Below are 14,230 nucleotides of genomic sequence, written 5' to 3' on the forward strand. Positions count from 1 at the left end.
AATAAAATGACGTGTTGGAAAGTAATGATTGTCGATGACCACCCGCTAATGCGTCGTGGTATTGGCCAATTACTCAGTTTTGAACCAGATTTTGAATTAGTTGCAGAGGCAAGTAATGGGGCAGATGCTGTTGGTATTGCCCATGAAAAAGAGCCGGATCTGATCCTATTAGATCTCAATATGAAAGGGATGTCAGGATTAGATACCTTAAACACTATGCGTGCAGAAGGTATCGAAAGTAGCATAGTCGTACTCACCGTTTCAGATAGCCGCAACGATGTAAAAACACTGATCCAAGCAGGCGCGGATGGTTACTTACTTAAGGATACTGAGCCTGATGAACTCGTACGCTTATTAAAAGAAGCCATGTGTGGTGGTAAGGCCTACAGCAGTTTAGTTAAAGAGTACCTAACCGATAATGTAGAGCAAGATTGCTTACTCAACAGTTTGACTGATCGTGAAACACAAATTTTGCAAGAAGTTGCTAAAGGTCACCGTAACAAGCAAATAGCAGATACTCTCTTTATTTCAGAAGCAACTGTTAAAGTACACATGAAAAGCTTGCTAAAGAAACTGCAGGTAAAATCACGTACTGCTGCAACCGTGCTCTACCTAGAATCACAGGGCCTATAAATGAAGCAATACCTTGCACTTGGCGTTGCACTATTAGCTTTAAGTGGTTGTACTACAAGCTCGATAACAGAAAAAGGTGAACAAGTAGATATTGTTTGGAATGTGGAAACCACCAGCAAACAATGCCAACTCAAGTCCACCTTTGTTGGCTCTGAAGGAGCATGGTATAACTTTTGGCTAATATCAAACCGCTCACTTACCGTGGGTGCACTGAACCAGCTACGCAACCAAGCCGCTGAGGTAGGTGCTAATACTCTGTTACTGGGTGCCCCGTTGCCGTATGTCTCTTCGGTTACTTATGTGGGAAATGCCTATGATTGCCCACCACCCGAATAGAATACGTTAGCGTCACAACAAGACTTCATCAGTACAAAATAAAAAACCGCCCAAAGGCGGTTTTCTTTTAATTACACATTTTTATCGCTAAGCCAATGCGCTGATTAAATCGTTTTCACGATCTTCAACCCACGCAGGATCAAACGGCCCCCAGTCACTTAATTTATAGTAACCGTCGTTATGACGTTTACCATCTTGAATAAAGGTTAATTCAAAACCTAGCCCTGGTAATGCCTTTAATACATCTTGAATCGTTCGACGGGGCCAGCCCGTTTTTTCGATTAACTTAGGCACATTAGGACGTTCAATGTGTTCAACTAACAATGCCAAATAAAGGCGGCGTGCAAATACTGGATTCAATTCCATTGAGACCTCCACAATACTCATTTGAGTAATCATCTGAAGCGAACGTCGCTAAACATGGTCACAAATAACTACTCAAATAGGTATATCCTTGGCAGACACCTTGAATGAACAAGGCGCACTCATTATTGCGACAATCACAAATAACATGTTGAGTTCGATCAATATGCGTGTCTGTTTACCGTATATTCCATTCTATAAATGGGCATCCATCACACTTTGGTGGCATTTTTCTGCAACCACTTTAAACTCTGACAAGTAAGCATTTACTCACAGCAGCAATAAATTGCTCACTTCGCAAGCAATACCGACACAATTTAATGCTAACCCTCTGCCACAACAGCACTTTCAAGTCGCTTGATTTGCCACTTATTATTGCTTCATTCTATTTTCAAAATAAATTAAACATCTACACTGACAATATTCCCTTCACATACAAGGACACATCCTATGACCCCGGCTTTTTGGAGCATTCTGATCCTAATAATTGTTAATTACGCTCTAGCGGGACTCGGAAGCTGGCTCACCAAACGCTCAACAGGCCATTTCGACATTAACCACCCGAGAGTACAAGAACGTGAACTCACGGGTACAGTTGCCCGTGTCAAAGCTTCTCAAGCTAATGGCTGGGAAGCGATTCTCGTATTTGCTATTTGTGTCTTCATCGCCCATTTAGCCGGTGTACCAGCGCATCAATCCGCCCTTCCCGCCTATTTATTCGTGGTTTCACGGGCGCTATATATCTTGTGCTACATCTTTAAGCTCAGCCCTTGGCGCACCATCGTTTTTACACTAGGCGTCGTAGCTTGCGGCTGGTTAATTAAAATGGCCGTAATGGTGTGACACACTAAGACGTAATCAGTCCCTCTCCTAATATTGCACCTAGGTCACATTCTGGTTATAAAGGAGAGCTATACCTCATTTTAATAACTCATTAGGTAAGTCGGCTCACAATGAAAACAACTGCATACGGCATCAAAAACTGCGACACCATCAAAAAAATGAAAAAGTGGTTTGAAGCTGAAAATATCGAATATCAATTTCACGATTACCGTGTCGATGGCTTAGATATCGACATGCTAACGGCATTTGAAGCGGCATTAGGCTGGGAAGCAATGGTAAACAAACGCGGCACAACGTACCGTCAGCTCAGCGATGAGCAAAAAGAAGGTCTAAACCGTGACACAGCAATCAACTTAATGCTGGAGTTCCCAGCAATGATCAAGCGTCCACTGCTTGTTCACAACGAAAGCCATCACCTCGGCTTTAAACCTGCGCAATATCAAGAGATCTTTGCATCTCAAGTTGCAGAAAAATAAGGAAGGATACAAGGATGTCAGAAAGCCCGGTAATTGCACTGGCTAAAGATTTTATTAGCCGCCAATCTGTCACGCCTGAGGATGCAGGCTGCCAAGACGTTATGATTGCGCGCCTTGAAAAGATCGGCTTCACCATAGAAACCATGGTGTTTGAAGATACAACCAACCTGTGGGCTCGACGTGGCAGTGAGGCACCATTGTTTGTGTTTGCAGGCCATACCGATGTGGTCCCTTCAGGCAATGTGGCGCAATGGCATACCCCACCATTTGAGCCGACCATTATCGATGGTTACTTACACGGTCGTGGTGCTGCTGACATGAAAGGCTCACTGGCATGCATGATTGTTGCTATTGAACGTTTCATCGCTGAAAACCCTGACCATACAGGCTCAATCGCCTTATTGATCACGTCAGATGAAGAAGGGCCATTCATTAACGGAACAACCCGTGTGATTGACACCCTAGAAGCACGTAACGAAAAGATCGATATGTGTATTGTAGGTGAGCCCTCTAGCACCCATGAAGTCGGTGATGTGGTGAAAAATGGCCGTCGCGGTTCAATAACCGGCGATGTCACCATTAAAGGAACGCAAGGGCACGTTGCTTATCCGCACTTGGCTGATAACCCTGTTCACCGCGCTATGCCTGCACTAGCAGAGTTAGCTGCGACGACCTGGGATAATGGTAACGACTACTTCCCACCAACCAGTTTTCAGATTGCTAACCTTGCGGCAGGTACAGGGGCATCTAATGTGATCCCTGGGGAGTTTAATGTACAGTTCAACTTCCGCTTTAGCACCGAACTCACAGATGAAGACATCAAACGCAAGGTCCACTCGGTACTGGACGCGCACGGTTTAGATTACGACCTAAAATGGACCTTAAGTGGCCAGCCTTTCTTAACCGATCATGGCACCCTGCTCGATGCAGTGGTGACAGCGATTGAAACGGTTAATCATAAACGCCCTGAACTACTCACCACAGGTGGCACGTCTGACGGGCGTTTTATTGCCCGTACGGGGGCGCAAGTTGTAGAACTTGGCCCTGTGAATGCCACCATTCATAAAGTTAATGAGTGCGTAAAAGTCGCTGACCTTGAGAAGCTGACTGATATGTACCAAAAAGTATTGGAAAATGCGCTCTAATGGCGACCTCTCCATTTGCCCATCGCATTAGCGATGGGCTACTAACAGGCCAATCAAGCGATCACCTTGTTAGCCATCAGCAACACTTTATTCATCAGGGCATTGAGCCAGACTTTCTAGCAATGCAACAAGCCGCTAAAACTGCAGGCTTTGAGCTATGCCTAGCCAGTGGCTTTCGGTCATTCGAACGCCAACAAATGATTTGGGACAATAAGTTCAATGGACTACGTCCTATTCTAGATCACAACAGTCAGCCATTAGATCCTGCGCTTTTGTCTGATAAAGAAAAGATCATCGCGATCCTACGTTGGTCGGCCCTACCCGGTGCCAGTCGACACCACTGGGGAACAGATATCGACATCTACGCCCGTAATTGCCTTCCTTCTGGTGTTCAACTCCAGTTAGAGCCGTGGGAATATCAAGCGGGGGGGCATCAAGCTGAGTTTGCTCAATGGCTCGCTGAAAATATGAGAAAATATGGCTTTTATTTGCCGTATCGAGACGATCTTGGCGGCGTCTCTGCTGAACCTTGGCATCTGAGTTATCATGCAATCAGCCAATCCTTGCTAGAGCACTTCACACCAGAGTTGCTTCATCGCACAATTAGTCACAGTCAGGTCGCAGGAAAGTCGCAGATCTTAGCAAACCTTGATAATCTTTATAGCAGGTTCATTATTAATATTTGTGAGGTCTAAATGGAATGGTTACTCAATCCGTGGGTGATCACAGCGATCATATTAAGCGTTGTTGTCAGTAATATTATGGCCTTGAAGTACACGGCTAACATGAAGTTCGGCGATAAAGATAAGATTAAGTATTTAAAAGAAAAACACGATAGAGAGCAAGCACGACTGGCCGAAGAAGAAAAAGCTAAGCAAGCCAACGACAGCTCACTATCCGATAAATAGTTTGATTGTGAAGTAACACTATTAAGCGTTATTCATATTCTAGGCTATCAGCCATTAAAAAAGGTTGCCGAGGCAACCTTTTTTGTCATCACATGCTGACTACGAACGGCACAAGTAATCTGCTTGCCCTACCCACTTGTAACTGGTGAGTTCTTCTAAGCCCATCGGGCCTCGCGCATGCAGCTTCTGAGTAGACACTGCAACTTCAGCACCTAAACCAAACTGAGCACCATCGGTGAAACGTGTTGATGCATTCACATAAACGGCTGCAGAACCCGCAGCATTTACGAAGCGTTCTGCCGACTGAATATCATTGGTTAGAATCGCATCTGAATGACTCGCGTTGTGCTTACGCATGTGCGCAATCGCTTCATCCACATCCTTAACGACCTTCACACCCAGCGTGAAGCTCAGCCATTCGGTATCAAAATCACCTTCCACTGTATGACGTAGCTCAGACGCTTTGCCTTCCAGCAAGTCATAAGCACTTTCATCGGCCACTAACGCAACTTTGCTTTTGTTTAAGCGATCCGCCAGACGCGGTAAGAAGGCTTCCGCAACCTTTTCATGCACAAGCAATGTATCCAATGCATTACACGCTGACGGACGCTGTGCTTTGCTATTTTCAACCACATCTAGCGAACGTGATAAATCTGCACTTTGATCCACAAACACATGGCTGATACCAAATCCACCAATGATCACAGGGATGGTACTGTTCTCTTTACACATCTTGTGCAAACCCGCACCACCGCGAGGAATAATCATATCTACATATTGATCTAAGCGAAGCAGTTGTGACACCAGCTCACGATCTGGTTTCTCAATGTACTGCACTGAAGCCGCTGGCAGGCCAGCTTTTTCTAGCGCGACTTGAATGACCTTTACCAATTCCATGTTGGAGTGGAAGGTTTCACGACCGCCACGCAAGATACTCGCATTACCGGTTTTTAAACACAGAGCAGCAATATCGATAGTCACATTCGGACGCGCTTCGTAAATCACGCCAACGACACCCAGTGGCACGCGACGACGACTTAGGCGCATACCATTCTCTAGTACACGGCTATCTAGCTCTGCGCCCACAGGGTCGTTGAGGTTAATCACATTACGCACGTCATTTGCGATATCACGTAAACGCGCTTCATTCAGTAATAAACGATCGACCAAGGCATCTGACATGCCAGACTCACGAGCTGCATCAATGTCTTTTTGGTTCGCAGCTAAAATAACCGCTTGGTTTGCATCAAGTTCATTCGCAATGATAGCCAGCGCTTGATTTTTCTGCGCTGTCGAGGATGTTGCTAGTTCAAACGCCGCTTGTTGCGCCGCTTTACCCATTAATTCTAAGTTCACAATGCTTCCCTTTATTCTTCTCTTTTCAAGGCAATTTGCTATTGGCTAAAAGTGAAGAGCTCACAACCTATCACATTAAATAACAACAAGATCATCACGATGAATTGCAACTGGGCCATACTCATACCCCAGAACATGATAAATATCTTGGCTGTGCTTACCCGCAATTTTAGTCATATCTTTACTGCTATAACGGCAGATACCACGAGCAAGTAACGCGCCTTCCGTCGAATAAATTCGTACTACAGCACCACGCTCAAAGCTACCTTTCACTTGAGTAATACCTTTAGACAGTAAGCTACTGCCTCGCTGCTGAACGGCATTAGCCGCACCAACATCTATGATAATGTCGCCCGCAGGTGGAGGCCCAGCAAGGATCCAGCGTTTACGGCTTTCTAGCGGTGACTCTAGCGGTAAAAAGCGCGTTCCAACCGATGTATCACCTACGATGTCGGCAATAACATCAGGACGACTACCCGCAGCAATGACAACTTCAATGCCAGCACGACGTGCAACATCTGCCGCTTGCAGTTTAGTTGCCATACCGCCAGTACCTAAACCACCAACACTCCCACCAGCAAGCTTACGCAAAGTTTCATCGATAGTGTGTACTTCACGGATCAGTTCGGCATCTGGGCTATTACGCGGGTCGGCGGTGAACAAACCCGGTTGGTCGGTCAGTAACAGTAACTTATCAGCGCCGGCTAAAATGCCCACCAATGCCGATAGGTTGTCGTTATCACCCACTTTGATCTCAGTGGTCGCAACGGCATCGTTTTCATTCACGACAGGAATAATGCCGTTGTCGAGCAGTGCCACTATCATGTCGCGCGCATTCAAATAGCGCTCACGATCATCAAGATCTGCACGAGTTAGTAGCATTTGGCCTACATGTAACCCGTAGATACCAAAAAGGTGCTCCCACTCTTGAATCAAACGACTCTGACCAACAGCGGCAAGTAACTGCTTGCTGGCCATGGTTTTGGGCAGTTCGGGGTAACCTAAATGCTCACGGCCAGCGGCAATAGCGCCAGACGTTACTATGATAACTTTATGACCTTGACGACGTAACTGCGCACATTGACGAACAAGCTCAACGAGATGAGCACGATCGAGCTTCAATGTACCGCCAGTTAGTACGCTAGTACCAAGTTTAACAACTACTGTTTTTTGCTTTACCACTTGGGTCTCAGACTGTGATGTATGAGTTCCCGCGAGGTCCTGCTCTTTTGCATTTAGGTTTGTATTTTCTGCCATGGGATCAAACAAATTAGTGAACAAATTTTTGTTCATTTGTTTTATCAATCCCACCTTAAGATCACAAGAAAATACTGCCAAGAAGGCCGTATTTTCTTTGTTTTGAGGGGAAAGGCCTAAGTGCTGCCAACAATGAGCACTTAGACGAAGAAGAGAAAATCGTTAATTAGTCATTATCGCCTAATACGGCTTCTTTCAAATCAGAGGCTGCAGCCACAGACAACTCAAAGTTTTCATCCAAGGCTTTCGTCAATTTAAGGTAGAAATCATTGAGGGTTTTTAGAACAGCATCACTGTGTTTCGCAGGGACTTTATCTTCAACCCATTCACCTGCGCTGTTGTAGCGACCAAAGAAGTAACGGTATTCATAGCCACCCTTATCGCTAGCATTCAATTCAAGCCACCAGCCCCAGAACTCACGCTCATCAGGTTCTTTCTTGGCACTAATACAGCTCGCTAAACAGTCAAAGAAAAAAGCCCCCTCTTTCGACTGCTGCTGACGTAAATAAGGGCCAATTGCGGTCAATTTCGTTAATAGGCGGCCATAAGGTGGAAAAGCTGTTTGAGTCGTCATCGCGTATCTCCCATCCATAGTTACAGTACGCAATTTGCTATTGACTTAACAACCAATAACTTACTGCTTATTCTCACAACGTATCAATTCCATTTAAGCCTAAAAAAAGACCAATTGGCAACAAAATATTTACATTTTTGCTGCCAATCTTAAGCTATTTCTCAAGCTTATCTGCCAACCACTCCATGATTGTCAGCATTGAGCGGTGATAACCATCATGCAATGGCTTTTCAGGTAAAGTAACCGCCTTACCACCATAGCTAGACATCGCGATTAATTGGTTATCGGATTCCGGACAAACAGGATCATTTTTAAGGCTGATACCAAGCATAGGCACTGCGACCTTGCGGCGACCTAATAACCCTTGATGTTTGAGTGACCATGCCGGTAAATGCGCCAACAAACTCTGCCTTGATACACCATGTTTGCCCATGCGGGATGCAATCATATCTAGGTACATCTGTGGCATTTTATCGAGTAATTTTGGCTGTGATAAAAAGCTATGGATAGCCCCCCCAACACTGATGCAGGTTTTTAGGCGAGTAGGCTCAAGGAACCCTAAACGAATCGCGGCATTGCCGCCAAAGCGTAAACCAAGCATAGCAACTCGATGGTGGTCAACCCAAGGTACATCTTTGATTTGCTGCAATAATGCCTGATGCAAGCGGCTGGTATCTTCAGTTAGTGGCCAACGGGCACTGTGACCCACTGATGGCATATCCAAAGTCACCATCGCATAGCCTGCGGGTGCTAAATAATCACGGTATAGTGGCCACAAATCACTTTGCAAGGTGTCTAAGCCACCGCTCACAATAACAGTAGGCAATAGCTTATCGGTACGTGGTAGGTGAATGAAGGCTTGAAATGTTTTACCTTCGTATTTTACATCAATGGTTTTCATTTGATGTGGTGAAAGCTCCATCGCCTCACGGTAGGTTTGGTTTGCCTGTACTTCTGCTTGCGCTGCTAACACATCCCCTTTTAAGTGAGGATAAGCAGCAATGCTGTAGTAAGTACTCGACTTAAGCAGTTCATCAACGGCTTTTTCAGGCTGTTTAGCTTCAACATGTTCACGTGATTTTTTATGGTGTTGGCCTGCAAGTTGTGACCATTCGTAGATCCAGTTTCCGGGCTTATAGCCAATCACAGTATCAAGCTGTTCTTCCGACGTACGGGGCGCATCACTTCCGGCTAAACGTGCAAAGAGTGCTTCCATTTCTATGGGCTCGACGCCCTGCCAAATCCACTGTGGGCGACGTAAACTGCGATACCAGCCATGTTCAGTATCACCATCCAGTGCGTTATGAACACTTGATGCTTGTGCATGCGCAATACGGACTAAACTTGAGGTTTCTTTGGATGTCTGACGAGGTGCAAACAACTTTTCGGATAAATTCGACTTTGATGGTTCAGACACGGTGTTCTCCATAGCAACAACGATAATAACGATAAAAAACGGGGCGCTTGTTGTGAACACAAGTCCTTAAAAGCAGTCATTACCGAGAAATAGTACCTGAGGGATAATATATACCGACTACGCCAAGTATAACACTCATCACTGCTGGCTTTTACGGGTATTCTTGATGGAGAGCAAACCACAAACTCCAGATAAAAAAAGAGACGCCGTGGCGTCTCTCTCAAATCGGTCTTTGTAGCTATAGCGGATTATTTCTTTGAGATCGGCTCAACGAAAGTTACAGCCATATCCCATGGTTGTTCGATCCATGTATCTTGAGCAATATCAACCACGTAGTCATCAATAAGGTGCTTACCAGCAGGCTTAGCACAAACTGTAACAAACTTCGCTTTTGGGTACATAGAGCGGATCATTTCAGCAGTGCCGCCAGTATCCACAAGGTCATCGATCACGATGAAACCTTCACCGTCGCCGTCTGCTTGTTTTAGTACTTTCATTTCACGCTGGTGATCGTGGTCATAGCTTGAGATACATACGGTATCAACGTGACGAATGTTAAGCTCACGCGCTAGGATTGCCGCAGGAACCAAACCACCACGGCTAACTGCAATAATACCTTTCCACTGATCAGCTGGTAGCAATTTTTCTGCTAGCTGACGTGTGTACATTTGCATGTTGTCCCATGTAATGACGAACTTATTACTCATATCCGATGAACCTCTAATCAGCGAAACTTTTCACTGTTAACCTGTGTTATAGAAAAATAATTTTAGCAAGAAATAGCGTGGCAATAACCCAAACGCTTGCATTTACTTCGCGCCCTTTACCACTCATCAATTTTACAACTGCGTAAGTGATGAAGCCAAGGCCAATACCTTCTGCAATAGAGTAAGTCAGTGGCATTAATAAACACACCACAACAACTGGCGCAGCTTCTGTTAAATCGCGCCAATCAACACTTACTAAGCCAGACATCATTAGAATGGCAACATAAAATAGTGCACCTGCCGTTGCATAGGCTGGCACCATACCCGCCAATGGGGCAAAAAACAATGCGCAGAAGAATAATACACCAACCGTCACAGCAGTAAGACCGGTTCGACCGCCAACTGCCACACCCGACACACTTTCAACAAATGACGTAGTATTTGATGTACCTAATAATGCACCAACAGAAGTTGCTGTACTATCCGCCAATAGTGCGCGGTTAAGACGCGGCAGTTTGCCATCTTCACCAATTAAATTTGCTTTCGTTGCAACGCCAACTAGTGTGCCTGCTGTATCAAACAGGTCAACAAAGAGGAAAGCGAAGACAATTGAAATCAAGCCCACTTCCATTGCACCTGAAAAATCAAGTTGCAAGAAAGTCGGTGCAATACTTGGTGGCATTGACACCACCCCACCATAAGTCACATCACCAAACAAAATACCCAGCAATGTTACCGCAAGAATCGCCATCAGTACTGCGGCTTTATAACCACGATGCACCAAGGCAATCGTTAAGAAAAAACCTAATGCTGCTAATGCCGCTGGTAAACTAGTTAAGTCACCCACATGCACCAAGGTCGCAGGGTTACCCACCACAATGCCTGAATTCTGCAGTGCGATAAACGCAAGGAATAAACCAATACCTGCTGAGATACCTGTACGCAATGATAATGGAATCGCGTTAATGATCCATTCACGCACTTTTAGCACGCTCAATACGATAAAACATAGACCCGACAGGAATACCGCTGCAAGCGCGACCTGCCATGTATGCCCCATGCCTAATACAACACTATAAGTAAAGAAGGCGTTAAGGCCCATACCAGGTGCTTGAGCGACTGGGTAGTTAGCAACAAAGCCCATAATGAAACAACCAATCATTGCCGCTAAACAAGTCGCAACAAAAACAGCACCGTGATCCATACCAGTTTGCGATAACATCGTTGGGTTAACAAAGATGATATACGCCATAGTCAGGAAGGTCGTTAAACCAGCTAACATTTCAGTGCGAACGTCAGTACCGTGTTCTTTTAGTTTAAATAGTTTCTCAAGCATTGCTCTCGATTCCTTGGAGATTTACGCAGCAGTTATAAAGGTAAATTCATCAACAAGCGTTGGCATAAACGTTAGGTAAACGATTAGGTAAACGTTTGCTATTTCGGGTTTAGGGGCGCAATTATATGCCGCTACCCTATGAAGATCCAGTAATGAGATGCAGAATGCTGTAATTTATCGCCAAGTGAACAAAAAACTCACCAAACAATTAGAGCTAATAATTTTACTGTTTAAAATCATAAACTTAATAACATTAATGTTGTGCGTTAATTAATCACTTTGAAAATTATCTACTTCTCATTAACAAATATTTCATCAAGATCAGTCATTAATATGGGCCTTTATGAATAATGTAATCGAATACAATATACAAACGCCAATCAATTCCAGCTGATATATACGAGATTGGTTTTATAATGAGGAGCAATACCACAGAAAGCTTGGAAGATAAAAAAACGCCACCCCAAAGTGGGGTGGCGATAGAATGTTGCAAATAACGCCATAACGCTATTTTAAATTCTTAAATAAGGGGGGGGGTGAACAATACTGTTCGAAGAAAATAGTGTTCATCACTCACTATTTTCTGAAAATTAGTAACCGAAGTAGCTCGGGTATTGGAAGTTCGCAGTGTAAACAGAGCGGTTATTCCAATATGTTGCAATAGAGTCAAAAACTTTCATTTTAAATCACCTTTTCATAAGTTATCCAAACACATGCACAGTTAGCATGGCTCAATTCCCTGGAGCAATAACCGTCACTGGTACACTTAATCTCGGTTCCTTGGAGGCGATATCTCGGGTTCATCCTGAACAGTTAGTGTGTCGTTGTCGTCTCTTCAAGAGATGCAGAAACTATAACCAAATCGTAATTTACTTACAAGCATTTTCTTTAACTGGATCACACTTTTTCTCTTTGATTTGGTTTTAACTGCTATAAATGTAATTTAATTACCAAACATAGATAAGCAACAAGCTTAGTAATCACTATTTGGAATATAAGCCACCAAATAACGTTTTTTATATCAATAGAGCATTCATAAAAGGTATATTGTGCTCCATCTAGTGTAATGGTCTAAAAATGACGTAGGTTGCAGCATTACCTCTTTAATAGCTGACTCTAAAGCTCCTCTTCGCTTTGTAACGTGCCCTACCTCTTATCCTGACTTTACTAGGGGTATATTTCCCTGTTCCCCCTACATCCACAGTGGTATCCTTGAATGCACTTGGGTAGTAAGTTGTGCTACAAAAGACGGCTTATTAATAGATATTCATCTAGTGAATTCAGTGACAACCTTATAGATCGACTAGCTCGTTAAGATGTCACTACTGATATTCAAAGGGAGACTCCTGTGTCTGAAATCAGCCAACTGTCACCACAACCTGTGTGGCAATTCTTCGATCAAATCTGTTCTATTCCTCACCCATCAAAGCATGAAGAGCAACTTGCTCAACACATCATCCAATTCGCACAAGGCGAAGGCCTTGAAGTTCGCCGTGATGATGTAGGCAACGTATTCATCAAGAAGCCTGCAACAGCTGGTATGGAAGATCGTAAAGGCGTTGTGCTTCAAGCTCACATCGATATGGTTCCACAAAAGAACGAAGATACTGATCACGATTTCTTACAAGACCCTATCCAGCCATTCATTGATGGCAAATGGGTTACAGCAAAAGGCACAACACTAGGCGCCGACAACGGTATGGGCATGGCTGCATGTCTTGCTGTATTAGCTTCAAAAGATGTTGAACACGGCCCATTGGAAGTTCTGCTTACGATTGATGAAGAAGCAGGCATGACAGGTGCATTTGGTCTGAAAGAAGGTTGGTTAGAAGGCGATATCCTACTAAATACCGATTCAGAGCAAGAAGGCGAAGTGTACATGGGTTGTGCCGGCGGTGTTGACGGCTCTATCACTGTCGACATTACACGTGAAGACGCCCCTGCCGATCATCAAGCTGTGAAGCTGGTTCTTAAAGGCCTTAAAGGCGGCCACTCTGGTTGTGATATTCACACTGGCCGTGGTAACGCAAATAAATTACTGGGTCGCTTCCTATTCTCTCACGCTGAAGAACTAGGCCTTCGCCTTGCTTCTTTCACGGGCGGTAGCCTTCGCAACGCCATTCCTCGTGAAGCAAATGCAGTTGTTACTGTACCCGCTGCTAATGTCGATAAGCTAAACAGCCTATTCAGCTACTACCAAGAGCTACTTACCGCAGAACTTGGTCGTGTGGAAACTGACATTACACTGTTTACCGAACAAGCTGAACTTCCTGCGAATGTATTTGCAACGGCAGATCAAACTCGTCTACTTTCAGTGCTAAACGCTTGTCCTAATGGTGTTATTCGCATGAGCGATGACATTGCTGGCGTTGTTGAAACATCACTAAACGTGGGTGTGATTACAACAGAAGAAGACAAAGTGACTATTCTTTGTCTTATCCGTTCATTGATCGACTCTGGTCGTAGCAATGTTGAAGGTATGCTAAAAGCAATCGCTCAACTTGCTGGCGCACAATGTGAGTTCTCTGGCGCTTACCCAGGCTGGAAACCAGATGCGGATTCTGAAGTGATGAAGCTATTCCGTGAAACTTATAACGACATTTACGGCCGCACACCAAATATCATGGTGATCCACGCTGGTCTTGAGTGTGGTCTATTTAAAGAACCATACCCGAACATGGATATGATTTCTTTCGGCCCTACGATTAAGTTCCCACACTCTCCAGACGAGAAAGTACAGATTGAAACTGTTGCCCTATTCTGGGAGCAAATGGTCGCTATTCTGAAAAACATCCCAGTTAAAGCCTAATCGCTAAGCTGAGATACAAACGCCCGCCAACTCAGTTGGCGGGCGTTTTTTCATTCATTTAACGAGGGAG

Annotated in this window: 15 protein-coding genes; 8 read left to right on the plus strand and 7 right to left on the minus strand. The window is 44.5% G+C overall.

Translation table 11 applies throughout. From position 1 onward, the window contains the following. The first annotated feature begins 6 nt into the window (after nt 1-6). Nucleotides 7-633: a response regulator gene (locus tag OCU77_RS13035; protein WP_048898172.1), complete on the plus strand. Its 627-nt coding sequence runs from the start codon at nt 7-9 to the stop codon at nt 631-633. Continuing rightward, complete coding sequence (locus OCU77_RS13040) at nt 634-969, plus strand: DUF4156 domain-containing protein (RefSeq protein WP_048898171.1); 336 nt, start codon at nt 634-636, stop codon at nt 967-969. A gap of 87 nt (nt 970-1,056) precedes the next feature. Here OCU77_RS13040 and OCU77_RS13045 read toward each other — a convergent pair whose 3' ends face one another. Next, nucleotides 1,057-1,335, minus strand: a complete 279-nt coding sequence (locus tag OCU77_RS13045; protein WP_048898170.1) for a winged helix-turn-helix domain-containing protein — start codon at nt 1,333-1,335, stop codon at nt 1,057-1,059. Nucleotides 1,336-1,782: 447 nt separating this feature from the next. On the opposite strand from OCU77_RS13045, the gene OCU77_RS13050 reads away from it, so the two are divergent. The 5 genes from OCU77_RS13050 to OCU77_RS13070 all read left to right on the plus strand — a co-directional run bounded on the left by OCU77_RS13050 (nt 1,783) and on the right by OCU77_RS13070 (nt 4,704). Beyond that, nucleotides 1,783-2,175, plus strand: coding sequence for an MAPEG family protein (locus tag OCU77_RS13050; RefSeq protein WP_048898169.1), 393 nt, complete (start codon nt 1,783-1,785; stop codon nt 2,173-2,175). A 110-nt stretch (nt 2,176-2,285) separates the two neighbouring features. Beyond that, entirely contained in the window at nt 2,286-2,651 is a 366-nt protein-coding gene (locus OCU77_RS13055; protein WP_048898168.1) for an ArsC family reductase, read from the plus strand. Between the two features lie 14 nt (nt 2,652-2,665). After that, entirely contained in the window at nt 2,666-3,796 is a 1,131-nt protein-coding gene (dapE, locus tag OCU77_RS13060; RefSeq protein WP_107302754.1) for a succinyl-diaminopimelate desuccinylase, read from the plus strand. Then, on the plus strand, nt 3,796-4,491 hold the full coding sequence (locus OCU77_RS13065) for a M15 family metallopeptidase (RefSeq protein ID WP_048898167.1): 696 nt from the start codon (nt 3,796-3,798) through the stop codon (nt 4,489-4,491). The genes dapE and OCU77_RS13065 overlap by 1 nt, the downstream gene beginning before the upstream one ends. After that, on the plus strand, nt 4,492-4,704 hold the full coding sequence (locus OCU77_RS13070; protein ID WP_048898166.1) for a DUF2897 family protein: 213 nt from the start codon (nt 4,492-4,494) through the stop codon (nt 4,702-4,704). A gap of 99 nt (nt 4,705-4,803) precedes the next feature. On the opposite strand, the gene OCU77_RS13075 is transcribed toward OCU77_RS13070, so the two are convergent. From OCU77_RS13075 to OCU77_RS13100, 6 genes are all read right to left on the minus strand, one after another. Beyond that, entirely contained in the window at nt 4,804-6,045 is a 1,242-nt protein-coding gene (locus OCU77_RS13075) for a glutamate-5-semialdehyde dehydrogenase (protein ID WP_048898230.1), read from the minus strand. A gap of 90 nt (nt 6,046-6,135) precedes the next feature. After that, complete coding sequence (gene proB, locus OCU77_RS13080; RefSeq protein ID WP_048898229.1) at nt 6,136-7,317, minus strand: glutamate 5-kinase; 1,182 nt, start codon at nt 7,315-7,317, stop codon at nt 6,136-6,138. A gap of 166 nt (nt 7,318-7,483) precedes the next feature. Further along, on the minus strand, nt 7,484-7,891 hold the full coding sequence (crl, locus tag OCU77_RS13085) for a sigma factor-binding protein Crl (RefSeq protein WP_048898165.1): 408 nt from the start codon (nt 7,889-7,891) through the stop codon (nt 7,484-7,486). Nucleotides 7,892-8,045: 154 nt separating this feature from the next. Next, nucleotides 8,046-9,308 carry an esterase FrsA gene (gene frsA, locus OCU77_RS13090; RefSeq protein WP_107302756.1) on the minus strand — a complete coding sequence of 421 codons (1,263 nt, stop codon included), beginning with the start codon at nt 9,306-9,308 and terminating at the stop codon, nt 8,046-8,048. Between the two features lie 248 nt (nt 9,309-9,556). Then, nucleotides 9,557-10,015 (minus strand): xanthine phosphoribosyltransferase, encoded by a 459-nt coding sequence (gpt, locus tag OCU77_RS13095; protein WP_048898164.1) that lies wholly within the window; start codon nt 10,013-10,015, stop codon nt 9,557-9,559. 46 nt (nt 10,016-10,061) lie between these two features. Further along, entirely contained in the window at nt 10,062-11,351 is a 1,290-nt protein-coding gene (locus tag OCU77_RS13100) for an NCS2 family permease (protein WP_107302757.1), read from the minus strand. Nucleotides 11,352-12,699: 1,348 nt separating this feature from the next. Between OCU77_RS13100 and OCU77_RS13105 the strand changes: the two genes are divergently transcribed. Then, a complete protein-coding gene (locus OCU77_RS13105; protein ID WP_107302758.1) occupies nt 12,700-14,160 on the plus strand; it encodes an aminoacyl-histidine dipeptidase in 1,461 nt (486 codons plus the stop codon). Nucleotides 14,161-14,230 lie beyond the last annotated feature (70 nt).

The organism is Photobacterium swingsii (assembly GCF_024346715.1).
Taxonomy (GTDB): Bacteria; Pseudomonadota; Gammaproteobacteria; order Enterobacterales; family Vibrionaceae; genus Photobacterium; species Photobacterium swingsii.

Coding starts and splice junctions, on each gene's coding strand:
- proB (WP_048898229.1), bottom strand. CDS start 7,317: ATGGCAGAAAATACAAACCTAAATGCAAAAGAGCAGGACCTCGCGGGA.
- OCU77_RS13035 (WP_048898172.1), top strand. CDS start 7: ATGACGTGTTGGAAAGTAATGATTGTCGATGACCACCCGCTAATGCGT.
- gpt (WP_048898164.1), bottom strand. CDS start 10,015: ATGAGTAATAAGTTCGTCATTACATGGGACAACATGCAAATGTACACA.
- OCU77_RS13045 (WP_048898170.1), bottom strand. CDS start 1,335: ATGGAATTGAATCCAGTATTTGCACGCCGCCTTTATTTGGCATTGTTA.
- OCU77_RS13070 (WP_048898166.1), top strand. CDS start 4,492: ATGGAATGGTTACTCAATCCGTGGGTGATCACAGCGATCATATTAAGC.
- OCU77_RS13075 (WP_048898230.1), bottom strand. CDS start 6,045: ATGGGTAAAGCGGCGCAACAAGCGGCGTTTGAACTAGCAACATCCTCG.
- OCU77_RS13100 (WP_107302757.1), bottom strand. CDS start 11,351: ATGCTTGAGAAACTATTTAAACTAAAAGAACACGGTACTGACGTTCGC.
- OCU77_RS13065 (WP_048898167.1), top strand. CDS start 3,796: ATGGCGACCTCTCCATTTGCCCATCGCATTAGCGATGGGCTACTAACA.
- crl (WP_048898165.1), bottom strand. CDS start 7,891: ATGACGACTCAAACAGCTTTTCCACCTTATGGCCGCCTATTAACGAAA.
- dapE (WP_107302754.1), top strand. CDS start 2,666: ATGTCAGAAAGCCCGGTAATTGCACTGGCTAAAGATTTTATTAGCCGC.
- OCU77_RS13040 (WP_048898171.1), top strand. CDS start 634: ATGAAGCAATACCTTGCACTTGGCGTTGCACTATTAGCTTTAAGTGGT.
- OCU77_RS13050 (WP_048898169.1), top strand. CDS start 1,783: ATGACCCCGGCTTTTTGGAGCATTCTGATCCTAATAATTGTTAATTAC.
- OCU77_RS13055 (WP_048898168.1), top strand. CDS start 2,286: ATGAAAACAACTGCATACGGCATCAAAAACTGCGACACCATCAAAAAA.